Consider the following 23,852-nt stretch of genomic DNA (forward strand, 5'->3'; position numbering starts at 1 on the left):
GGCTGCTTGGACGTGTTGAGGGAGTGCCGTTCAGTGCTGGGCAACGGTCCCGATCATCAGGTCCGAGCTGTTCACTTCTTGCGTGTCGTCGCTATCGAGAATCCAGCGCTGGTCCAGTACGTCATAGAAGATCGCGCCTGGCGTGCCGTCAGCGAGGCGAACGCCAGCGACGCTGAGAAATGTCGTCGCCAGGCTGCCATCAGCTTCATGGGCCTGGATTTCTCGCAGGAGCGTGGCAATGTCGGCATGGAACCTGGCATTGATGCTCAACAGTCGCGCTTTCCCCAGATCGGTGTCGATCTGGTAACGGGTGCCGGACACGAGTTCCACATGCACAATTTCCGGTGGTTTCCGGTCATCGGACGCTGGCGTGAGCAACAACCGCACGTCACCGAGCAGGACCCAGGTCCTACCGACACGGATATCGCTGCGGGCCAGATCCATGTCAAAGCTGTCGGCGTGAATATTCCACACCGACGAATCGGTTGCGCTGGTCGTATACAGGCGCAGGGTGGCGCCAGGGCTGGGGTGTACTTCGTAAGTGGAGGCGTTGCCCTCCAGCTCGTAAATGCTGGTGTGCTGGCGTTCAGGCAACCTGATTTTTTGCGGTCTGGAAGGCAGGCGTATGACTTCACGGGACGGGGACCGGAAGACAGCACGACCAGGGCGTCGGCGCAGTACATGGCGCCCCTCGACCACGCGTGTTCCCGGGTTCTGATAATCATCGTGGAATGACGGCCGTACCGTACCCACCCGGTAGGAGGTGCCGTCACGAAAGACCAGAGTGATGGCGCGCGTGAGCGATACGCCAGTGGACATCAACATGCCCGTGACATTCGACGCAACACCCTGGTTATGCTTCATCCAATGATCGAGCGTCAGCCGCGTGCCGTTGGTGAATTGCAGCACCAGCTTCATGTCGCTGTAGGTCAGCCAGTTCCAATAACCGATGGTGCAAACCTCCACGCGATAATGAGCGTGGACGGCTTCCAATTCGCTGTCGTCATGGTCCAGGAACAGCGTGGTGGTTGCGTTGGCCGGTTGCTGCGGGATATCGAAGATAGGGTCGGGGCATTCCCTGGCAACGAAATAGTTTTCGGAGACGAGATCCCGTGAGGCGACTTTTTCACCATTGAAAATGACCGGCGCGGGCGGCGATTTGCCTTGATGCACCATGATCGCGCTGACGGGGTGATCTTCCGGGGCGAGCAAAGCGTCTGGCAGATCCGGCTTGAAAGTGAAGCCATCTTGCGTCACGAACAGCAGAGCGTCATTACGCAGGACCCGTTGAGTCCCAACCTGGCAATACGTATCGACAATGCACAGCTCGCGAAATAAATCCGTTGTCTGCGCATCATGGGATAACGTCACCTTCAATGACGTGCCCTGGATTTCCCAACCCTTGATCCCTTCCGCTGGATAGCCGAGTTCAATGATGCTCGGCTCCGTCCCATCCTCGGTGATATGGATGTCGCCAGTGTTGATGGCGACGTAGTAACGGTCCGTGCCGGGGCCACCGTCGACCCGACTGGAGTTGCCCATCAGCTGGAACACATCATCGCCGCGTCCACCGGTGGCTCGGTCATCCATACCATTGAGCGTGATGTGGTTGGGGTGCCGGTCACCGATGACTCGGCTGTAGCCACGGGGCAGTGTCTCGACGTTTTCAATCGAGGTGATCGTTGCGTAGTGGGCAGGGTGGGTGTCGTCGTGGGACTTCAACAGGGAGAGTCCGCCGGGCAGATCGATTTCAAGGCCGAGATAGGCGTAAGAGCCGTTGACGTCCGGGAGTCGACCCTGCAACGACAGCGTGTCGTTGCCCGCGCCGCCATGCAGCGCGTTCCTGGCATCCACGACCGGCGTCTTGAGTGTCTCGTTCACATGGAACATGAACGCATCATCCTCCGAACCTCCCGTCAGGCTCTTTTTACCCGTTGAGAAGCTGAAGTAGTTGGGTTTGTCGTATACGCCGAAGACCTGGTCGTTGCCGCCACCCAACTGCCAATAGATGCCCTTGCCCTTGCCCGGTTCACCGACGGTCACCCTGGGAGCCTTGTCCAGCCCCCGAGATGCGTCGATTACATCGTCGCTTTCCACTACCTCTGGTGTGCTCACTTCACGGTAAGGCTGCTCGCCGTCATCCCAGTGCAGTCTCCAGTGCTTGAGCGGTTGCATGTTGACTTCGAAGCGGCCGCTGACGAGGGCTTCCACGCTGGGTTTCAGCTCGCCGTCCAGCAGCTTGCGCGCCTGGTCCACCAGCGCCTGGGTGTACCCGACACGGGTGCGCGCAACCTCGTAGCGTCCCATCACTTGAGTATCGAGCGCTTGCCCAGTGAACGCGAACCAACCCGAGCGCCAGCGTTCGTTGATGCTCAGCTCAATGTAATCGTCAATGTCATCGACCTGGCGTGCTGCGCCGTAGACCCTTGCGCCCACCATCAGGACGGCGCACGCCACCAACCCAACCGCGCCGGTCAGACCGAACCCCGCCATTGCCGCCGCCCCGAGCGCGACCGAGAGGCCTGCGCTCGCCACGCTCATGCCGGCCGAGACGTAATGGTCCATGGCTTCCTTGCCCGTGGATCTGGCGGCGGCGTCGAAGGCATTGATGGCGTGGTAGATATCGAAAGGGAGCGTGAGGATGCCGGCCATCAGGCCCGCGCTGCGGATCAGCCATTTGCCCACGGCGGTGGCCTTGAAGCCCATGAGCACCCGGTCAGCCTGGCGCAGCATTTGTTTTCCGGTCTTCAACAGCCCGTGCTCCACCATGACCGAAGTGAGCTCACCGCCGATTTCCCCGGAGCTGACCGCTATCTCGGCCAGATCGCTGTTTCTCAGGCCATCACGGATCCCCACCAGACCACCGTAGATTCCGTAGATCTGCATGCCCAGCGCAGCGGTGAGCATACCGTGGCTCTTCAGGTTGTTGACCCAGGTTGGCATGCCCGGTGCGAAGGGTTGGCCCTGCAACGCTTGCATCGCCTGCAACGCATCGAGCAATTTGCCGAACGTGTCCATCGACCCGCTGGGGACGTGGCCTGGTGTTGGCTCAAGAATCGCGGGGGAGCTGGAGGACCGGACGGACGCGAGCTCGAACAACAGAGAGGTCGCATCGGGGGCGTTGCCCGAAGGGTGCGCCTTGATGTAAGTCTCGATCATCAGTGGATCGAACCGGACGGCATCGATCAGCGCTCCGTCCGGTTGCGAAAGAAGTGCCGAGTCTGTTGCGGTCCCGTCGTCGCCCAGGCGTGCGCCCATGCGATAAAGGTCGACGCGGCTTATGCTCAACTCGCCAATCTTCACCGGCCCCAGGCGTTCATCCAAACGCGTGAGCCGTTCCCGGGGCGTTGGTTTTTTATCCGGTTGCGTGTCGTTATGTTCGGGCAGACGTTGCAGCGGATGGGACGTGATATCGGTGATCACCACAGGTGGAATCCGTTCCACTCCTGGTTGGGCGGATCGCCCTTGGGAAGGTTCTGACATCGATAATTCCTTTATCGTAAGGTCTGCCGAGCGCCCTCCTGGCGTTCGTGCGGGCATGATAAAGGAGCTGGACCTGGCGCGTGGGCGCAGAGTGTTTCGTGATGCAAGCTGGGGCAGTCAGGCCCGGCGCCGTTGCCGCACCATATGCTTGGACCCTTCGAATACCAGAACCGCCACGGCCATCCAGATGGGGATATAGGTCAGCCATTCTTCAGCCTGGATGCTTTCACCCAGCAGCAGCGCGACCCCCAGCAACAACACCGGCTCGACGTAGCTCAACAGCCCGAACAGGCTGAAGGGCAGCAACCGGCTGGCAACGATATAGGCCACCAGGGCCGAGGCACTGATGACGCCGAGCAGCGGGATGAGCAGCGACAGCCACGGGTGTTGATTGAAAACCTTGAAACCTTGTTCGCCGCTCTGCACGAACCAGAGCGCCAACGGCAGCATCAACGTCATGTCCAGCCAGAGCCCACCCAGGTTGTCGGTGCGAAGGCGTTTGCGCAGGATGAAATAGATTGGATAGCCCAGCACCACCAGTAACGTCGCCCAGGAAAACCCACCCACCCGGTACAGCTCGTTGAGCACGCCGAGAGAGGCGAAAAACACCGCGGCTTTCTGCAGACGCGAAAGGCGCTCGCCATAGGCGATGCGCCCCGTCAGGACCATCGATAGCGGCAGCAGGAAATAGCCCAGCGACACGTCCAGGCTGTAGTCGTTGAGCGGCGCCCACATGAACAGCCATAACTGCGCCCCCATCAGTGCCGATGACGCCATTGCACCCAGCAGCAAGCGCGGCGTGGCGATCAGGCGTGCGACAAGATCCGAGACGAGTTTCCATTCACGGGAGATCAGCATGAACGCAGTCATGCACGGCATCGTCAGCAACATGCGCCAACCGAAAATCTCCAGGCCCGTCAGCGGCGCGAGCAGCGAGGTGTAGTAGTACATGACGGCGAACAGGGCGGATGCCGAGACCGATAGAGCGATGCCTTTGGACACGGATGCCTCTTGTTATTGGAATTGCAGCACGATACGGAAAGCCGTTTACCCGTGGCGAGGGAGCTTGCTCCCGCTGGGCCGCGTAGCGGCCCCAAAGAGCGACTGCTGCGCAGCCGAGCGGGAGCACGCTCCCTCGCCACGGTGATCTCAGTGTAAGTTACGACGTACGCGGCACGCGCCCCGGCACGAAATGGCCGACATCATTGAACCCCGGCGTCGAGGCATGGCCCGGTGTCACCAGCGAATCGATGAATGCTTCATCCTCTGCCGTGATTTTCACCGCCTGCGCCTTGGTGTACGAATCCCACTGCTCCTCGGTGCGCGGCCCGACGATGGCCGAGGTGACGGCATTGTTGTTCAGCACCCAGGCGATGGCGAACTCGACGATGCCCACGCCCCGGCCCTGGGTGTATTCCAGGATCTGCTGGGCGATGCGCAGGGACTCGACCCGCCATTCGGTTTCCAGGATGCGCTTGTCCTGGCGTCCGGCACGGCTGTTGGCGTCCGGTGCGACGTCTGGCGCGTACTTGCCGCTGAGCACGCCGCGAGCCAGGGGGCTGAATGGCACCACGCCAAGGCCATAATTCTGCGCCGCTGTGATCTGCTCGGTTTCCGCCTGGCGGTTGACGATGTTGTATAGCGGTTGGCTGATGACCGGGCGGTCGATGCCCAGGCTGTCGGCAATGCGGATCACCTCGGCGATGCGCCAGCCGCGGTAGTTCGACAGGCCCCAGTAGCGGATCTTGCCCTGGCGAATCAGGTCGCCGATGGCCGACACGGTGACGTGCAGCGGGGTGTTGTGGTCTTCGCGGTGCAGGTAATAGATATCCAGGTAATCGGTGCCCAGGCGCGTCAGGCTGGCCTCGATCCCATTGAACAGATGCTTGCGGCTCAGGCCGCTGCGGTTAGGCATACCGTCCGGCGGGCCGAAGCCGACCTTGGTGGCGAGCACCCATTCATGGCGACGATGGGCAATCGCCTCGCCGACGATTTCTTCGGAGCGACCTCCGGTGTAGACGTCCGCGGTGTCGATGAAGTTGATGCCCTGGTCCCAGGCCTTGTCGATGATCCGCAGCGAATCTTCGGTGCTGGTCTGTTCGCCGAACATCATGGTGCCCAGGGTCAACGTCGAGACTTGCAACCCTGAATGGCCTAGCGTGCGGTAGCTCATGACAAGATCCTTTTATTCATGGGGAAAGGTTCAATCAAATACCAGAACCGCCGCAAGGATCAAACAGAATTCTCAAACCACCACAAATCAATTGTGGGAGCGAGCAAGCTCGCTCCCACAGGGTAAAAGGGTGTCAGGCCCGCAAGGTGCGGGTCATGCGCAGCGCCAACAGGCTGCCGCAGACGATCACGCCGGCCAGCAGGTACAGCGCCGCATCGGTCGAGCCAGTGGTGTCCTTGACCCAGCCCACCAGGTATGGGCTGAGGAAACCGGCCATCTGGCCCATGGAGTTGATCAACGCCAGCCCGCCGGCCGCCGCGCCCGCGCTGAGCAGGGCGGTGGGCACCGGCCAGAACATCGGCAGGCCGGTGAGGGCGCCCATGGTGGCGATGGACAGGCCGAGGATGGCGATGGCCGGCGTGGTGGCGAAGTTCACCGCGATCAGCAGCCCCACCGCGCCCATCAGCATCGGCACGACCAAGTGCCAGCGACGCTCCTTGTGCAGATCCGCCGAGCGCCCCACCAGCAACATGAACACCGCCGCCAGCAGATAGGGAATCGCACTCAGCCAGCCGATCACCAGGTTATCGCTGAAACCGAGGTTCTTGATGATCGACGGCAGCCAGAAATTGATCGCATACACGCCGCTCTGGATGCAGAAGTACACCAGGCCGAAGGCCCAGATCGCCGGGTTCTTGAACACGGCGGCCAGGGAGTCTGTGGTGGTTTTCGGTTTGTTGGCCAGGTCTTCGGCGTGGTCGGCGGTGAGCACGGCGCGTTCATGGTCGGTCAGCCAGGTGGCCTTGGCGAAGGTGTCGCTGAGCAGGAAGAACGCCAGGGCGCCGAGAATCACTGTCGGGATGCCTTGCAGCAGGAACATCCACTGCCAACCCGCCAGGCCGCCCTGGCCGGCGGCGAAGTGGTTGAGAATCCAGCCGGAAAACGGGCTGCCCAGCAGCCCCGACACTGGGATGGCCGACATGAACAGCGCCATGATCCGGCCACGGCGGAACGTCGGGAACCATTGCGAAAGGTACAGCACGACGCCAGGGAAGAACCCGGCTTCAGCCGCCCCGGTGAACAGCCGCAAGGTGTAGAACTGGGTTGGGGTGGTGACGAACAGCAGGCAGGTCGACAGCGTGCCCCAGGTGATCATCATCAGGGCGATCCAGCGCCGAGGGCCGAATTTGGTCAAGGCCAGATTGCTCGGCACGCCGCACAGCACGTAGCCGATGAAGAAGATCCCGGCGCCGAGGCCGTACACGGTTTCGCTGAACTTCAACGCGTCGAGCATCTGCAACTTGGCGAAGCCAACGTTTACCCGGTCGAGGTAGTTGAACAGGTAGCAGATGAAGATGAACGGGATCAAACGCAGGGTGATGCGCTTGTAGACGGTATTCTTTTCGTCGGGGGTAGCCAGGAGGGCTGCTGCGCTCTGGGACATGACGGGGCTCTCTTTATTATGATTTTGGCGTGCCAAGGGGTAACGTTGACCGCCCCTTGAGTCTCGGCCAGCCCAAGGTCCCGTGTCTTTGTGCCGCAGCACAACGTTTGCAATCCGACCCTGTGCGCCTGACCAATCCCGTGGGCGGCGCACCTCAAAACAACAATCACGCCGCTTGCAAGGAACACCGCCCATGTTCGAACTCGATCACGACCTGGCGCAGGACATCGTCGACCGGGCGATGGCGATTCTGCCCTATAACGTCAACGTCATGGACAACCAGGGCTTGATCCTCGGCAGCGGCGAGCGCGAGCGCATCAATACCCGCCACGAGGGCGCGCAACTGGTCCTCGCCAACGGACGGGTGGTGGAAATCGACGAGCACACCGCCGTCCACCTCAAGGGCGTACAGCCGGGAATCAACCTGCCATTGATGCTCGATCAGCGCTTGATCGGCGTGCTGGGCATTACCGGCGAACCCGCGCAATTGCGCACTTACGCCGAACTGGTGCGCATGACCGCCGAAATGTTGCTCGGCCAGCGCAACCAGCAGGCCGAGCAGCAATGGCGCCGCCAGCGTTGCGATGACTTGCTGGCATTGCTGCTGGGCGATGCCGGGGATTCGCCAAGGTTGCTCGATGAAGCGCAGCAGATGGGCCTCAAGCCGCAGCTGTCGCGCGTACCGTATCTGTTCGAATTGGGCTTGGAGCATGGCCCTGGTCAAACCGTCGAATCGCTGAGCGCCTGGCTGATGTCGCGCTACCCGGACAGCTGGTGCCTGACGTCGTCCAAATCCTCCTTGCTCTGGTGCCGGCCGGTCACGGCCTCGGTGGAGAACGAGCGGCTGCTGGGCAAGCTCGATGGCCTGGGCTGGAGCATCCTGCGAGTTGCTGTGGGCGGCCAGGCCGAGGGGCTGGCGGGGCTGCGCCGTTGCTACCGGCGGGTAGCGGATCTGCTGGCGTATGGGCGCGATGTCCTGCCGCAGTCGCGCTTGCTGCTCCTCAATCGCCATCGACTGCCGGTGATGCTCTGGCGGCATCGCAGCGATGATGCCCTCGACGAACTGCTCAGCCCGTTGCGCAAAGTGATCGCCAAGGACAGCAACGGCCAATTGCTCGCTACCTTGCGAAGCTGGTGCGAACACGACGGCCAGAGCCAGGCCTGCGCCGACGCCCTGGGCATCCACCGCAACAGCCTGCGTTATCGCATGGAACGCATCGCCGAACTCAGCGGCGTCGACCTGCTCAGGCTGGATGGGATGCTGGCGTTGTATCTAGGCGTCCAACTGTTGCCCCATGATCAAAATTATCCGGCGTGATCCCTTCGCGAGCAGGCTCGCTCCCACATTGGATCTGCTGTGATCCCATATCCAGTAGAAAATACTTGTGGGAGATTCTATGGTGCATGGCTAGCCTTAGATGCCTTTTGGTAGGTATTCGCTCTGGTTCTTCAACAGAGCGAATACCACTCGGGCAAGCTTGCGGGCCAGTGCCACTAATGCTTCGGTTGTGCTTAGCCCTCGAGCCCGCAGAGCCCCATAAAAACCCTTCCACGCCGCTGTGCGGCTCGCCGACATCGCGGCGTTGTGCATCAATCGGCGCGCCTCCGGGTCACCTCGCTTAGACAGGCAGCGGCGTCCCTTCTTTTTTCCCGAGTCCGATATGCGCAGGTCCAGCCCTAGAAAAGCGATGAAGGCATCGGCATTTCTGAAATCTCCACGCTGAAACGACGTAAGTAAACGCGCACCGCTCAACAGCCCGATTCCTTCGACTTTCATGCAGCGCTTGAGCTGACTGCCCAGACCGGCTGCATCCAATTGCGTCTGGATTGTTTTCTCAAGCAAGATTTCCAGTCGCTGCATGGCCTTTATCTGGTTCTCAAAGGCCGTTTTGAGCAACGGTTCGTTCGACCAACTTTGCTTGAGGCTGACACGCGCCTGAACCAAGGCTGCCCGGCGCCGGAAAAGGCTTATAAGCCGGCAATACAGGGGCGATGGCGGGGTCCACGGGTGCAACTGGTGGCCTTCGTTGTTCAAGTAGCGAGCCAACAACCGAGCATCCAGCGCATCGGTTTTGGCGCGAACTTTCACACCTTTGCGGTAATGGCTGAGTTCGTAGCCGCCGATCATGTAGATCACACAGCCCTGCGCATAAGCCAGGTCGGCGAAGTCCTGGTGATAGATATTGGTGGCCTCGATGGCGACATCCACTGGCGCAGGCAATTCCTTGAGCCACTTCTGGATCGCAGCTTTGGTGTTGGGGATCGCTTCCAGTCGATCTGTTTCTGCGTGATAAATCACCAACTCATCTTTGGCGACATCAACCCCCACGATCGGCTTTGCGACAGAAACCGGCATTGCCATTGAAAATCCTCCGCGCTAAGGTTTGAACACTTGAAGGGTTCACCCAGAGGCGCAGGCTTGTTCCTATCGTCGGTCTAGGCCAGATGCATTCTTTATCGGCGCTTGGGTGAAAGGAGGAGGGGTGAAATCTCCCACGGTCTGTACTGCGCGAACAGTCAGAATCGAGCCTTGTCCCTCCTCCTCCCTTCAAGTCCTACCATACAAGCGAGCCTGCTCGCGAAGAGGCCCGCAATGCCAACCCATCCTTTGTGAATTTGACCAATAATGCCCAAGGTCTTTTGTGCGGCGGACCGGCGTCAGAATCGCGGTCAGCTGGCAGCATGCTGTACATCGGAACCGGAGAACAAAAATGAAAATAGTCATCGCCCCCGACTCGTTCAAGGACAGCCTCAGCGCCCAGGCCGTGGCGGACGCCATCGCAGGAGGGCTGGCCGAGGTCTGGCCGGACGCGCAGCTGATCAAGTGCCCAATGGCCGATGGCGGCGAGGGAACGGTGGAGGCGGTGCTCGCGGCCTGCGATGGCCAATGGCGCGAGGCGCGGGTCCGTGGCCCGCTGGGCGCCGCTGTCCAAGCCCGCTGGGGCTGGTTGCCCGACAGCCGCACGGCGATCATCGAGATGGCCGAGGCCAGCGGCCTGCAACTGGTGCCGCCGGGACAGCGCGACGCTTGTTCCAGCAGCACCTATGGCACTGGCGAACTGATCCGCGCCGCTTTGGATGAAGGGGCGAGCCGAGTCATCCTGGCGATCGGTGGCAGCGCCACCAACGACGGCGGCGCCGGGGCGATGCAGGCACTGGGCGCGGCATTGCTGGACGACCACGGCCAAGCCCTGCCCCCCGGCGGCCTGGCCTTGGGCAAACTGGCGCGTATCGACCTGGGCGACCTGGACCCGCGCCTGGCCGGCGTGTGCTTCGAGATTGCCGCCGATGTCGACAACCCCCTTTGCGGTGCCCATGGCGCTTCAGCCGTGTTCGGCCCGCAGAAAGGCGCCTCCGCCGAGCAGGTGCAACAACTGGACCGGGCGCTGGGGCACTTTGCTGAACATTGTGCCCAGGTGTTGAACCGCGACGTTCGCGACGAACCCGGCAGCGGTGCCGCTGGCGGCCTGGGGTTTGCCGCCAAGGCATTCCTCCAGGCGCAGTTTCGTACCGGCGTGGAAGTCGTCGCGCAATTGACCGGCCTGGCCGATGCGATCGACGGCGCCGACCTGGTGATCACCGGCGAAGGCCGTTTCGACGCCCAGACCCTGCGTGGCAAGACGCCGTTTGGCGTGGCCCGCATCGCCCAGCGGCGCGGCGTACCGGTGGTGGTCATCGCCGGCACGCTGGGGGAGGGCTACGAAGCGCTTTATGAGCGCGGCATCGATGCCGCGTTTGCCCTGGCGAATGGGCCGATGACGCTACAAGAAGCTTGCACCGATGCGCCACGCCTGCTGGCCGAGCGGGCCCGGGACATCGCCCGGCTCTGGCGAGTGGCGGCGCGCTGACTTGCCCTTGGGGCAGTCGCCAGGACGCATCAGTCGTCGGAGATTGCCTTGGGACATTGACCCGCCCGCACACCCTGCGTAGCCTTGCGCCTTCGAGGTTCTTCGGCACGCGCCGAAGCTAGGGTCTGTATGAAATGTTCGCGTACAGAGCCTGAGAAGGGAACGCGGTCCAAGCCGCGGCTGCCCCCGCAACTGTGAACGGTGCTGTTTCTGCAAGGCCACTGTGCTTGCCCTATACAACGGGCGCACGGGAAGGCGCAGCAAAATGTCAGTCCCGGCTTTGAAAAAAGCCGATTTGGCCCGCCGTCAGCCAGGAGACCTGCCTCGACAACAGATTCTCACTACAACCGGGCGGGGTGATCCGGTGGCGAAATCTTCCGCGCGCGCCTGTGCCAGTGGTTGTCGTCCCGTTTGCCCGCCACCTTGCCAAAGGGCATCCGATGAAAACACTGGCCAAACTCCCCGTCACCATCGTCACCGGTTTCCTCGGGTCGGGTAAGACCACCTTGCTGCGGCACATGCTCGACAACGCCCAAGGCCGACGTATCGCGGTCATCGTCAATGAGTTCGGCGAACTGGGCATTGACGGGGAGATCCTCAAGCAGTGCTCCATCGGTTGCACCGAAGAAGAAGCCAACGGCCGCGTCTATGAACTGGCCAACGGCTGCCTGTGCTGCACCGTGCAGGAAGAGTTCTTCCCGGTGATGCGTGAGTTGGTGGCGCGTCGCGGCGACCTCGACCACATCCTCATCGAAACCTCCGGCCTGGCCTTGCCCAAGCCGCTGGTCCAGGCCTTCCAATGGCCGGAAATCCGCAGCGCCTGCACCGTCGATGCGGTCATCACCGTGGTCGATAGCCCGGCCGTGGCCGCGGGCACCTTCGCCGCGTTCCCGGACAAGGTCGATGCCCAGCGCAAGCTGGACCCGAACCTGGACCATGAATCACCGCTGCACGAGCTGTTCGCCGATCAACTGGCGAGCGCCGACCTGGTGATCCTCAACAAAGCCGACCTGATCAACCCCGAGGACCTGGCCAAAGTCCGCCTGGAGGTCGCCGAAGAGCTGCCGCCAGCGGTCAAGGTCATCGAAGCCAGCAACGGTCGCCTGCCGCTGGACGTGTTGATCGGCCTGGGCGCGGGCTCTGAGGAACACATCGACAGCCGCCACAGCCATCACGACCACCACCATGACGGCGATGACGACGACCATGATCACGATGCCTTCGATTCGATTTCCATCGAACTGCCCCAAGCTGACGAAAGCCTGCTGCTGGACGCGCTGACGCAACTGGTAATTCAGCATGACGTATTGCGGGTCAAGGGCTTCGCGGCCATCCCGAACAAGCCGATGCGCCTGTTGATCCAAGGTGTGGGCACGCGCTTCGACAAGCACTTCGACCGCCAGTGGGGCGCCGATGAAGCGCGCGTCACACGTCTGGTACTGATCGGCCAGGCCCTGGACGCCGGGCTGCTCGAAGCGCAGTTGCGCGCCGCCCTCAGCGTCTAAACCATGCACCTGCTCAGGACCCAGCCCGGTGGTTTCGTGTCGGATGACAACATCGCCGACCTCGGGCAAACCCCCGCCGAGCTGGTGATCCTGTGCAGCGGCGATTCCAGCCTGGCGCTGCTGGCAGAAGCGGCGCGGCAGTTGCCGGACGATTTTCCGCAGTTTCGCCTCGCCAACCCGATGCAAGTGCAGAACCACGCCTCGGTGGATCTGTACGTTGAAGATGTATTGCGCCACGCCAAGGTCATCCTGCTGTCGTTGCACGGAGGCATCGGCTATTGGCGCTACGGCGTCGAGCGCCTGGTGGAACTGGCCGGGCGCGGGGTGAAACTGATCCTGGTGCCGGGGGACGACCGTCCGGACCCGGAGCTCAGCGACCTGAGCAACGTGTCCGCCGAGCACCGCGATCGGCTCTGGCAGTTTCTTCGTCAAGGCGGATTGGAAAACGCCCTTAACCTGTTCCGTCACCTGGGCAGCCAATGGTTTGCCCGCGATTATCCGTGGGGCGAGCCCCAGCCCCTGGCGCGCACGGCGATCTATCACCCGGAAAAAACCAACGCGACCCTGAATGATTGGCAAGCGGACTGGCGGGCAGGCGATCCCGTAGCGGCGCTGTTGTTTTATCGCTCCCACCTGCAAGCCGCGAACACCGCGTTCATCGACGTGTTCTGCCAGCGGCTGCAAGCGGCGGGACTCAACCCTTTGCCAATCGCCGTGGCGAGCCTCAAGGAACCCGGTTGTCTGGCACAGGTGGAAGACTGGCTGGACGAAGTGGCAACGGGGGTTATTCTCAACACCACCGGCTTTGCACAATCGAGTCCGGAAGCGCCGCACTTGCGGCCGTTTCGCCGCGATATCCCGATGATCCAGGCGATCTGCGCCCAGGACAACGAACCCGGCTGGCGCGCCAGCGAACAAGGCCTGGGCCCACGGGACCTGGCGATGCACATCGCCTTGCCGGAACTGGACGGGCGAATCATCAGCCGGCCCATCAGTTTCAAGGACCTGGCCTGGCGCAGCGAGCGCAGCCAGAGCGATGTAGTCTGCTACCGGGCGGTACCCGAACGCATGGATTTTGTCGCTGGAATGGCCCGCCGCTGGACCACCCTGGCGCGCCTGCCCAACGGCGAAAAGCGCGTGGCGCTGATCCTCGCCAACTACCCGACCCGGGACGGACGCATCGGCAACGGCGTCGGCCTCGACACGCCAGCGGCGGCGCTGAATATTCTGCGGGCGATGCAGGCCGAGGGTTATCCGCTGACCACCGAGCTGCCGGCCAGCGGCACCGCGCTGATCCGGCAATTGCTCGGCGGCGTCACCAACGACCTGGACAGCCTCGACCTGCGGCCTTGTCATCAGAGCCTGGCCGTCGACGCGTACCGGGCCCTGTTCGACGCGCTGCCCGAGGCCAATCGCCAAGCGGTGCTGGAACGTTGGGGCGCACCCGAGCAGGACCCGATGTTCCGTGACGGCCGCTTGATGATCGCCGGCCTGCGCCTGGGCCTGACGTTCGTCGGCATTCAGCCGGCGCGGGGGTATCAGGTCGATCCGAGCGCGGTGTACCACGACCCGGACCTGGTGCCGCCCCATGGCTACCTGGCGTTCTATTTCTGGTTGCGCCACACCTACGGCGCTCACGCCGTGATTCACGTCGGCAAGCACGGTAACCTCGAATGGCTGCCGGGCAAGGGCGTCGGGCTGTCGGAAAACTGCTGGCCGGACGTGCTGCTGGGGCCGCTGCCAAACATCTATCCGTTCATCGTCAACGACCCGGGCGAGGGCGCTCAGGCCAAGCGGCGTACCCAGGCGGTGATCATCGACCACCTGATGCCACCGCTGACCCGCGCCGAAACCTACGGGCCGCTGCGCAACCTGGAGCTGCTGGCTGACGAATACTACGAGGCGCAATTGCTCGATCCGCGCCGCGCCAGGGAATTGCAACGGGACATCCTGGCCCTGGTGCGCGAGACGCATATCGACCGCGAGCTGCAACTCGACGCCGGCCTCGACAGCGACGCCGATGCGGCGATCTGGCTGCCGCGCCTGGACACCTACCTGTGCGACCTGAAGGAATCGCAGATTCGCGATGGCCTGCATATTTTTGGCGAGTCGCCGAGCGGACGGCTGCGCATCGACACCTTGCTGGCATTGCTGCGCATTCCCCGTGGCGACGGCAAGGGCGCCCAGTCGAGCCTGCTGCGGGCCCTGGCCGAGGCGTTCGGGTTGGGCTTCGATCCGCTCGATTGCGCCTTGGCCGAGCCTTGGGCCGGCGAGCGTCCCGAGGCGTTGCGCGACGTCAGCGATGAGCCCTGGCGCACCGTCGGCGACAGCCGTGAGCGTCTGGAGCTGTTCGCGGCGCGACTGATCGAGCAAGCCTTGGCCGGCGATATCGTGCAGCTCGACGCGCCGGGTTGGGAGACGGTGCACGGCATCATCGACCACCTGCGTGCCGTCGTCGCGCCGCGCCTGGATGCCTGTGGCTCGGCGGAGATGCGCGGCTTGCTCGACGCATTGGGCGGGCGTTTCGTACCGGCCGGCCCCAGTGGCGCGCCGAGTCGCGGACGCTTGGATGTGCTGCCCACCGGGCGCAACTTCTTCTCCGTCGACGTGCGCAACTTGCCCACCACCACGGCGTGGCGCATCGGTTTTCAGTCGGCGAGCCTGATTCTGGAGCGGCACCTGCAAGACCACGGCGATCACCTGCGCCAGCTCGGCCTGTCGGTGTGGGGCACCGCCACCATGCGCACCGGCGGCGACGACATTGCCCAGGCCATGGCGCTGATGGGCGTGCGTCCGGTGTGGGCCACGGGCAGCCAGCGGGTCGACGATTTCGAGATCCTGCCGTTGAGCCTGCTGGACCGGCCTCGGGTGGATGTGACGTTGCGGGTGTCCGGGTTCTTCCGGGACGCCTTCGCCAATCTGATCCGCTTGTTCGATGCGGCGGTGCAAGCCGTAGCGGCCCTGGATGAACCCGATGACATGAACCCGCTGGCGGCCAAAGTGCGTGCCGAGCGCGAAGCCTTGCTGCAATCGGGCTTGCCCATGGAAGACGCGGCGCGCCAGGCCGGCTGGCGGATTTTCGGCGCCAAGCCCGGCGCCTATGGGGCGGGCGTGCAGGGGGCCATTGACGGTCGGCTCTGGCAGAGTCGCGAAGACCTCGCCGAGGTGTACCTCAACTGGGGCGGTTATGCGTATGGCGCGGGCGACGAAGGCACCGCCGCGCGGGCGCAATTTTCCCGGCGACTGAGCCAGGTGCAAGCGGTGTTGCAGAACCAGGACAACCGTGAGCACGACCTGCTCGATTCCAACGATTACTACCAATTCCAGGGCGGCATGCTCGCAGCCGTGGAAACCCTTAGCGGCGAAACCGCCGCCAGTTATCACGGCGATCACAGCCAACCGGATCTGCCGAAGATCCGTACCTTGAAAGAAGAACTCAACCGAGTCATCCGTTCCCGCGCGGCCAATCCGAAGTGGATCGACGGGGTCAAGCGTCATGGCTACAAAGGCGCGTTCGAACTGGCGGCGACGGTGGACAACCTGTTCGCCTTCGACGCCACCACCCAGTTGATCGAAGACCACCAGTACGCCTTGCTGGCCGATGCCTATCTGCTCGATCCGCATACCCGTGATTTCGTCCGGCAGCACAACCCCGACGCTCTGCGGGACATGACCGAGCGCATGCTCGAAGCGCAGCAGCGGGGGATGTGGCAGGCGCCGGGGGATTATCGCGAGGCGCTGGAAAACCTGCTGCTGGACATCGAAGAAGATGGCTGACTTACCGATGGATGACGGCCGCTGGTGGCGAGGGACCTCCTTACATTGATGAGATATCTCATATGACCGACACCCCACATTTCCCCCTCGCCGCCGTGGTCGGCGCCGATGCGCTGAAACTGGCCCTGTGCCTGGCGGCCATCGATCCGAAGATCGGCGGCGTGCTGATCGAAGGCCCGCGCGGGATGGCCAAGTCCACCCTGGCCCGGGGCCTTGCGGATATGTTGGCCAGCGGTCAGTTCGTGACCTTGCCCCTTGGCGCCACCGAGGAGCGGCTGGTGGGCACCCTCGACCTGGACGCGGCATTGGGGCAAGGGCGCGCGCAGTTTTCCCCGGGGGTGCTGGCCAAGGCCGACGGCGGCGTGTTGTACGTCGATGAGGTGAACCTGTTGCCTGATCACCTGGTGGACCTGCTATTGGATGTCGCCGCCAGCGGCACCAACCTGATCGAGCGCGACGGTATTTCCCACCGGCATCCGGCGCGTTTCGTGTTGATCGGTACGATGAACCCGGAAGAAGGCGAACTGCGGCCGCAACTGCTCGACCGCTTCGGCCTCAACGTGGCCCTCGATGGCCACACCGCACCGGCCGAGCGCGGGCAGATCATCCGTCGCCGCCTGGATTTCGACAACGACCCGGCGGCGTTTTGCGCCGAGTGGGAGCCGGCCCAGCAGCGGTTGCGTGAACGCTGCGAACAGGCCCGCGCAGGCTTGGCCCAAATCCCCCTGGATGACGCGGCGCTGGGGCAGATCACCGAGCGTTGCTTTGCCTGCGGAGTCGATGGGTTGCGCGCCGACCTGGTCTGGCTGCGGGCTGCCCGCGCGCATGCCGGCTGGCGTGGCGCGCACGCCATCGCTGCTGAAGACATCGATGCCGTTGCCGAATTTGCCCTGCGTCATCGCCGCCGCGAGCATGCCGCTCCGGCCCCCGCGCCAAACCAGGCCCCACCTTCGAACCCGAATGAAACCAGCCAACCCAGCGAAGGCCAAGGCCAATGGGGCGACCTGCCTCCCCGGGCGTTGCCGACCGGCGCCCGACGAGACGTGCCGAGCTGGCCAAAAAAGCCCTAGGCATTCGCCCCCGTTCGCCGTCGGGGGCGAATGCCAGACCCCGTCCGGGACGTCTGGACCATGGGCGCCAAGGCCACGGCAGAGCAGCGTCCAACGGTGTGGTGGACTGGCCGGGCACGCTGCTAAAGGGGCGTCCGCGCCTGGCTGCGGACCTGCGTTTCAAATCGCGGCAGCGTTCAGCCCATGAACTGTGGTTGGTGATTGTCGACGCATCGGCCTCGACCCGTCGCCATCGGGCCTTGAGCGACGGCAAGGGCCTGCTGGCGCAACTGTTCGACGAGGCCTACCGACAACGCGCACGGTTGGCGCTGTTGACGGCCAGCGGCGCCACGCCGACCTGGCAAGTGCAAGGGCTCAAGGCCTCCCACGGCCTGGTGCAGTGGCTCGACGCGCTGGGGGCCGGTGGTGGTACGCCGTTGCTGGCGGCGATCGGCGAGGCGCAGCGCTGGCTGGCCTCCCGTCGCAAGCGCTTCCCGGCGGAGCGACAGCGGGTGTTGCTGATGACCGACGGCCGGGTGAGAGACGGGCAACCCATGCCGCCCCTCGATTGCCCCAGCCTGCTCATCGACATCGAGCGCGGGCCGATCCGCCTGGGTCGGGCGCGGCAATTGGCGGGGCAGTTGGGGGCTGAGTATCGGCATATTGATGAAGGCACTTGAAATGAGCTGTGGCTGTCTGGGCCCTATCGCGAGCAAGCTCGCTCCCACATGGGTTTCGCTGTGAACACATAACTGCTGAACACCCCAGCTCCCTGTGGGAGCGAGCTTGCTCGCGATGGCATCACCCCGGTTCCAATGCTCTGCCCACCCAACCCGCATCACTGCTCTATGCTCAGGCAACCTTCAAAGGAATGAACCCATGCGCGTACTCGTCACCAACCCCCAGGACGATTTCAGGGTCAAGGCCTACGCAGGCACCAACGGTGTGCTGCTCGCCATGGACCTCGCCGAGCCACGACGCAAGGGGCTGTTGGGCTTCGCCATCGAGAAGCAGCACGGTGACAAGCCGTGGCTGTTCCTGTTCAACAGTCTGACCTTCCCCGACAAGGCCCACACCTTCCCGCAGTTCCATGCCACGCCCAGCGACAAGGCTCCGTTGCAGAAATTTCGCTGGGCCGATTATGCGGTCAACCCGGGCACGACGATCCATTACCGCGTGCACCTGGCCTACGGCAGTCCCGATGCGCCGCAGTTGGGTGAGGCCCTTGAGTTGACCGTCACCAGCGATGACGGCCAGCCTGCCAACCAGAGCGTCATCTTCAATCGCGCGGTGGCCGCCAGCCAGGCGTTCCAGCGCAAGTTTCCGGAACTGGACAGCCTGATCAGCGCCAATCGGAGCCTGTCCATTGAAGACTGGCCGGATGCGCCGCGTCGCTGGCTGGAAAACGGTTTGCTGGGGCGCCTGGTCGGCTTCATCGACCGGGCCCTGGATGCAAGCTGGGCGTTGGACGTGGCCATTTATGAATACGAACTGCCGGTGATTGTCGAGGCGGTCAACGCGGCCCATGCGCGCGGCGCTCGGGTGAGGGTGCTTTACCATGCCCAGCCGGAGGACGACGCGACGATCAGCAATGAAGCCAGCCTGCAAAAACTGCCGGCGGCGAACAAGCGTGGTCGAGTCACCCATAGCATTTTCCACGACAAGTTCATCGTCCTGAGCAGAATCGACCGGCATGGAGTGCCGACCCCCGAGGCCGTATTGTGTGGCAGCACCAACTTCACCGCCAACGGCGTCTATCGCCAGGCCAACGTCATCCATGTGCTGGACGATCCACGCATCAGTGACAGTTATCGCCAGGTGTTCGAGCAGATCTGGGCCAACCCCGGGGACGTCGACGCCACCCGCGATTGGCTGACGCTCAGCAATCCCATGGACGGCGACGAAAAACTCTTCGCCGGTTTTTCGCCCCGCAACGGCAAGGGCGATCTCGATCGCTTTGTCGAGATCATCGCGGCCGCGCGCAAGGACCTGCTGTTCGTCACCGCATTCGTCCTACCCGAGCGGATTCTCGATGCCTTGCTCGGCCAGCCGAACGACGACGTGTTGCGCTACGGCCTGCAAAACACCACCAGCCGCATCACCGGTTTCCATGCCGACCGCACCGCCGAATTCGCCGCCACCGCGCTGCTCAATACCGGCCTGGAGGGTTGGCTGCGGGAAAACATGAAAGGCCAGAAGGGCAACCTGCTGGTCCACACCAAGGCCGTGGTCACCGACTTCACCAGTGACTCGCCGACCATCATCAGCGGCAGCCACAACCTGAGCGCCGCCGCCAGCGCCAGCAACGACGAGAACTATCTGATCATCCAGGGCGACACCGACCTGGCCGACCGCTACGGGCTGGAACTGCTGCGCTTCTATGAGCACTACCGGTTTCGCTATTTCGCAAAAAAGCTCGCCCTCAAGCAGGTCCAGCCCCTGGCGCCGGACGACAGCTGGAGCGATGACTATTACCGCGAGGGCGATCTGCGGATGTTGTCCAGGATCAGGTTTTGCGGCCGTTGAAGCGGCCGTCGAAAACGTTTCCACGTTGTGCTGCCAATCGCTGCGCCACGGCGCAGATCCTGCCGTAAACCGCTCGGCAAAACGTCGCCTGGCGCACCATAACTGCCCCCAAACCCTCAGAAACACGGGCGCAGCGCACGTGTCTGGAGCATCCCGCAAAGTCTGCTGAGCGGGCCCCGCAAAACGGTGGTTTGTACCAAGCGGCGACTATTTTTAACGGTTTTTCCACGGTCTCATGGTGTTGTAATGAAAACGTGATGCAGCGTTGCCGCGAGCCTCACGAATGGCGTCAATGTTTGCTTCGTCATGCCTTCAACAACAAATCCAGGACCGCACTCATGAGCTTTCTTCGACCCAAGTACATCACCTTCGACTGCTACGGCACGTTGACCAACTTCCAGATGGGCAACATGACGCGCGAGCTGTTCGCCGACCGTGTCGATGCCGGGCAGATGGACCAATTCGTCAAGGACTTCGCCGCTTATCGCCTGGACCAGGTGATGGGTGACTGGCGGCCTTATGATGAGATCATCAAGACCTCCCTGATGCGGGTCTGCAAGCGTTGGAACGTCGAATACCGCGGCGAAGGCCAGCTCTATTACGACGCCGTGCCAACCTGGGGACCCCACGCCGATGTGCCGGCGGGCCTGTCGAAGATCGCCGACAAGATCCCCCTGGTGATTTTTTCCAACGCGATGGACGAGCAAATCATGTCCAACGTCGACAAGCTCGGCGCGCCTTTCCATAAAGTGTTCACTGCCCAGCAGGCCCAGGCCTACAAGCCGCGGCTGGCCGCGTTCGAATACATGCTCGATAACCTCGGCTGCGGGCCTGAGGATGTGCTGCATGTGTCGTCGAGCTTCCGTTACGACCTGATGCCGGCCAATGACATGAAGATCAAGCACAAGGCCTTCGTTGCTCGTGGTCATGAGCAACCGGGCAACTCGATCTACAACTACCACCAGATCCCCGATATCGGCGGGCTGCCTGGACTGGTCGGGCTCTGAAACCGAGCGAACGCTTCAAGGCGAAAGGGGTTTAGACATGGGCAGTGAGTCTTATTGGCTCGATACCGCACCGGCCTTCACCGGTGCCCAGGTCGGCGGGTTGCCCGACCAGGTCGACGTCGCCATCGTCGGTGGCGGTTTCACCGGTCTGGCGGCGGCCCGGGCCCTGGCCTTGAAGGGCGCCCGGGTGGCGGTGCTGGAGGCGGGAAGGGTGAACGGGCAGGCGTCCGGGCGCAATGGCGGGCAGTGCAACACCGGCGTCGCCCAGGACTATGCGGCATTGTCAGCAAGCCTGGGTGCCGATAAGGCCCGCGCTTATTACCTGGCCTACGAAAGCGCCGTGCAGAGCGTCGTTTCGTTGGTCGAGCAGGAAGGGATTGCCTGCGACTTGACGCGTCACGGCAAGCTCAAGCTGGCCGCCAAGCCGATGCACTACGAAGGGTTGGCGCGCACCTGTGAACTGATCCGCAATGAGGTCGATGCCGAGGTTCAATTGTTGTCGGCGAAGGAAGTTCGCGCCGAGGTCAATTCGGACCAGTTCCACGGCGGCCTGCTGCAGCGCAATGGCGTACAGATGCATGTCGGGCGCTTTGGTGTCGGCCTGGCCGAGGCGGCCGCCCGTCATGGCGCGTTGATTTTCCAGGGCGTCGAGGTGAAGGACTGGAAGACCCGCGGCAGCGGCTATCAGGTCAACACGAACAAAGGCGTGCTGCATGCCTCGCAAATTCTGCTGGCCACCGGTGCGTGCCAGCAAGGCGGGCTGGGTTGGTATCGGCGACGCATCGTCCCGGTGGGCAGTTTCGTGGTCGCCACCGAGGTACTGCCACAGGCGCTGATCGACAGTTTGCTGCCGGCCCGTCGCTCCTACGTCACCAGTCGCATGATCGGCAATTACTTTCGCCTGACCCCGGACAACCGCTTGCTGTTTGGCGGCCGTGCGCGGTTTGCCATGTCCGACAGTGTGTCCGATGCCAAGAGCGGCAAGGTGCTGCAAGCGGCGATGGTGCAGATGTTCCCGCAGTTGGCCGACGTGAAAATCGACTATTGCTGGGGCGGACTGGTGGACATGACCTCTGACCGCTTGCCCCGCGCCGGCCAGCATGGCGGCATCTACCACTCCATGGGCTACAGCGGCCACGGCGTGCAGATGTCGGTGCACATGGGCCAGGTCATGGCCGACGTCATGGCCGGCAAGGTCGAGGCCAACCCTTGGCGCGAGCTCGACTGGCCGGCGATTCCCGGGCACTTCGGCAAGCCCTGGTTCCTGCCGTTTGTAGGCGCGTATTACCGCCTGCAGGACTACCTACACTGATTCATAAGGCGTTGTTTGGCGTTTCAACCGTTGCGACGACCGTGCGCAACCGAGCCCCTATCACTTGCGGAAGGTAGAACTGACATGACTGACAATAAGAACAGCATCGACGGCCAGTTGATTACGGGCGAAGAAAGTCTGCGGGTTTTCGAAGGGCTCAATCGCGGCATGTCGCGCCGCCACGCCTTGCAAATGCTCGGGCTGGCCGGGGTCGCCGCGGCCGGGGCCGGCAGCCTGTTCGGCGCCGCCGGCAAGTTGTGGGCCGATGACACCACGAGCCCAGGCAAGGGCAAGCCCGGCGGACGTATCCGAGTGGCGGGCATCACCAGTTCCACCGCCGATACCCTGGATCCGGCCAAGGGCTCATCGTCCACCGACTACGTGCGCCACTACATGTTCTACAACGGCCTGACCCGTTTCGACAGCCACATGGTGCCGCAACTGGAGCTGGCCGAACGCATCGACACCACCGATGCGACGCTGTGGGTGATCACCCTGCGCAAGGAAGTCACCTTCCACAACGGTAAAGGGCTGATAGCGGCGGACGTGGTGTTTTCCCTGCTGCGGCACAAGGATCCGGTCACCGGTTCGAAGGTCCTGCCGCTGGCCTCGCAATTCGAGGAGGTCAAGGCCAATGGTACCCACGAGGTGCAGATCCGCTTGAGCGGCCCGAATGCCGAACTGCCGTCGATTCTGGCCGTGTCCCACATGCTGATCGTGCCCGAGGGCACCACGGATTTCAGCCAAGGGGTCGGCACCGGTCCGTTCAAGGTCAAGGAGTTCAAGCCGGGAGTACGCTCGATCGGCGCCCGCAACACCAATTATTGGAAGCCCGGCTTGCCCTACCTGGACGAGATCGAGTTCATTGGCATCGGCGACGAGCCGTCGCGGGTCAACGCGCTGCTGTCGGGCGATGTGCAGATCATCAACGAGGTCAACCCGCGCTCGACGACCCGCATCAAGGACAGCGCAGGCCACCGTGTCGTCGATTCGCCCTCGGGCAACTACACGGACCTGATCATTCGTCAGGACCAGATGCCAGGCCAGAGCCCCGAATTCACCCAGGCGATGAAACTGTTGCTGGACCGCGAGCAGGTCAAGTCGGCGATTTTCCGTGGCTTTGCCAGGGTCGGCAACGATCATCCGATTGCGCCGGGCGCGCGCTTCTTCAACGCCGACCTGCCGCAACGCACCTATGACCCGGAAAAGGCGCGTTTCCTGCTGAAGAAAGCCGGCATGGAAAACATCAGCATGCCGGTGATGTGCTCGCCGGCCGCCACCGGTTCGGTGGACGTCGCCGTGCTCTTGCAGCAGTCGGCGAAGGAGGCCGGGCTCAAACTCAACGTCAATCGGCTGCCGAGCGACGGCTACTGGTCCAACCACTGGGCCAAGCACCCGCTGAGCTTCGGCAACATCAACCCACGGCCGAACGCCGACATGCTGTTCTCGCAGTTTTTCCAGTCCTCGGCGCCGTGGAACGAGTCCGGCTGGAAAAACCCGCAATTCGACCAACTGCTGGTGCAGGCCCGTGGCGAAACCGACGAGGCCAAGCGCGGCAAGATGTACGCCGACATGCAGACGCTGGTGCATGAGCACAGTGGCATCGGCATCCCGGTGTTCATCAGCAACATCGATGGCGTCGACCAACGCGTCAAGGGCTACGGCACCAATCCGCTGGGTGGCTTCATGGGCTACATGTTCTCCGAGCAAGTCTGGCTGGACGCTTGA

At 63.0% G+C, this 23,852-nt stretch carries 15 protein-coding genes and 1 riboswitch; of the genes, 10 read left to right on the forward strand and 5 right to left on the reverse strand.

What is annotated here, in order from left to right; genetic code table 11:
* Positions 1 to 30: 30 nt before the first annotated feature.
* From J3P92_RS11070 to J3P92_RS11085, 4 genes are all read right to left on the reverse strand, one after another.
* Entirely contained in the window at positions 31 to 3,483 is a 3,453-nt protein-coding gene (locus tag J3P92_RS11070; protein ID WP_434650765.1) for a hypothetical protein, read from the reverse strand.
* A gap of 117 nt (positions 3,484 to 3,600) precedes the next feature.
* On the reverse strand, positions 3,601 to 4,485 hold the full coding sequence (gene rarD / locus J3P92_RS11075; RefSeq protein ID WP_434650767.1) for an EamA family transporter RarD: 885 nt from the start codon (positions 4,483 to 4,485) through the stop codon (positions 3,601 to 3,603).
* Between the two features lie 157 nt (positions 4,486 to 4,642).
* Positions 4,643 to 5,656: an aldo/keto reductase gene (locus J3P92_RS11080; protein ID WP_434563635.1), complete on the reverse strand. Its 1,014-nt coding sequence runs from the start codon at positions 5,654 to 5,656 to the stop codon at positions 4,643 to 4,645.
* 133 nt (positions 5,657 to 5,789) lie between these two features.
* Positions 5,790 to 7,100: an MFS transporter gene (locus J3P92_RS11085; RefSeq protein WP_434610992.1), complete on the reverse strand. Its 1,311-nt coding sequence runs from the start codon at positions 7,098 to 7,100 to the stop codon at positions 5,790 to 5,792.
* A gap of 193 nt (positions 7,101 to 7,293) precedes the next feature.
* On the opposite strand from J3P92_RS11085, the gene J3P92_RS11090 reads away from it, so the two are divergent.
* Positions 7,294 to 8,418, forward strand: coding sequence for a sugar diacid recognition domain-containing protein (locus J3P92_RS11090; RefSeq protein WP_434650769.1), 1,125 nt, complete (start codon positions 7,294 to 7,296; stop codon positions 8,416 to 8,418).
* A 96-nt stretch (positions 8,419 to 8,514) separates the two neighbouring features.
* Here the strand turns inward: J3P92_RS11090 and J3P92_RS11095 are convergent, their stop codons facing one another.
* A complete protein-coding gene (locus J3P92_RS11095) occupies positions 8,515 to 9,462 on the reverse strand; it encodes an IS110 family transposase (RefSeq protein ID WP_434649985.1) in 948 nt (315 codons plus the stop codon).
* 349 nt (positions 9,463 to 9,811) lie between these two features.
* Between J3P92_RS11095 and J3P92_RS11100 the strand changes: the two genes are divergently transcribed.
* From J3P92_RS11100 to J3P92_RS11140, 9 genes are all read left to right on the forward strand, one after another.
* A complete protein-coding gene (locus J3P92_RS11100) occupies positions 9,812 to 10,948 on the forward strand; it encodes a glycerate kinase (protein ID WP_434650771.1) in 1,137 nt (378 codons plus the stop codon).
* 104 nt (positions 10,949 to 11,052) lie between these two features.
* A riboswitch (cobalamin riboswitch) is annotated at positions 11,053 to 11,289 on the forward strand.
* Positions 11,290 to 11,388: 99 nt separating this feature from the next.
* Complete coding sequence (gene cobW / locus J3P92_RS11105) at positions 11,389 to 12,453, forward strand: cobalamin biosynthesis protein CobW (protein ID WP_420767731.1); 1,065 nt, start codon at positions 11,389 to 11,391, stop codon at positions 12,451 to 12,453.
* Between the two features lie 3 nt (positions 12,454 to 12,456).
* Complete coding sequence (gene cobN, locus J3P92_RS11110; RefSeq protein ID WP_434650773.1) at positions 12,457 to 16,230, forward strand: cobaltochelatase subunit CobN; 3,774 nt, start codon at positions 12,457 to 12,459, stop codon at positions 16,228 to 16,230.
* A gap of 62 nt (positions 16,231 to 16,292) precedes the next feature.
* Positions 16,293 to 17,300 (forward strand): ATP-binding protein, encoded by a 1,008-nt coding sequence (locus J3P92_RS11115; RefSeq protein WP_434650775.1) that lies wholly within the window; start codon positions 16,293 to 16,295, stop codon positions 17,298 to 17,300.
* Positions 17,225 to 17,959, forward strand: a complete 735-nt coding sequence (locus J3P92_RS11120; RefSeq protein WP_434650777.1) for a vWA domain-containing protein — start codon at positions 17,225 to 17,227, stop codon at positions 17,957 to 17,959. The genes J3P92_RS11115 and J3P92_RS11120 overlap by 76 nt, the downstream gene beginning before the upstream one ends.
* A 199-nt stretch (positions 17,960 to 18,158) precedes the next feature.
* Positions 18,159 to 19,805: a phospholipase D-like domain-containing protein gene (locus J3P92_RS11125; protein WP_434650779.1), complete on the forward strand. Its 1,647-nt coding sequence runs from the start codon at positions 18,159 to 18,161 to the stop codon at positions 19,803 to 19,805.
* Between the two features lie 338 nt (positions 19,806 to 20,143).
* Positions 20,144 to 20,812 (forward strand): haloacid dehalogenase type II, encoded by a 669-nt coding sequence (locus J3P92_RS11130; RefSeq protein ID WP_420766630.1) that lies wholly within the window; start codon positions 20,144 to 20,146, stop codon positions 20,810 to 20,812.
* A 37-nt stretch (positions 20,813 to 20,849) separates the two neighbouring features.
* Positions 20,850 to 22,124: an NAD(P)/FAD-dependent oxidoreductase gene (locus tag J3P92_RS11135; RefSeq protein WP_434650781.1), complete on the forward strand. Its 1,275-nt coding sequence runs from the start codon at positions 20,850 to 20,852 to the stop codon at positions 22,122 to 22,124.
* A gap of 84 nt (positions 22,125 to 22,208) precedes the next feature.
* Positions 22,209 to 23,852, forward strand: coding sequence for an ABC transporter substrate-binding protein (locus J3P92_RS11140; RefSeq protein WP_434650783.1), 1,644 nt, complete (start codon positions 22,209 to 22,211; stop codon positions 23,850 to 23,852).

The sequence above is a fragment of the Pseudomonas sp. D3-27 genome, assembly GCF_051132165.1.
GTDB lineage: Bacteria > Pseudomonadota > Gammaproteobacteria > Pseudomonadales > Pseudomonadaceae > Aquipseudomonas.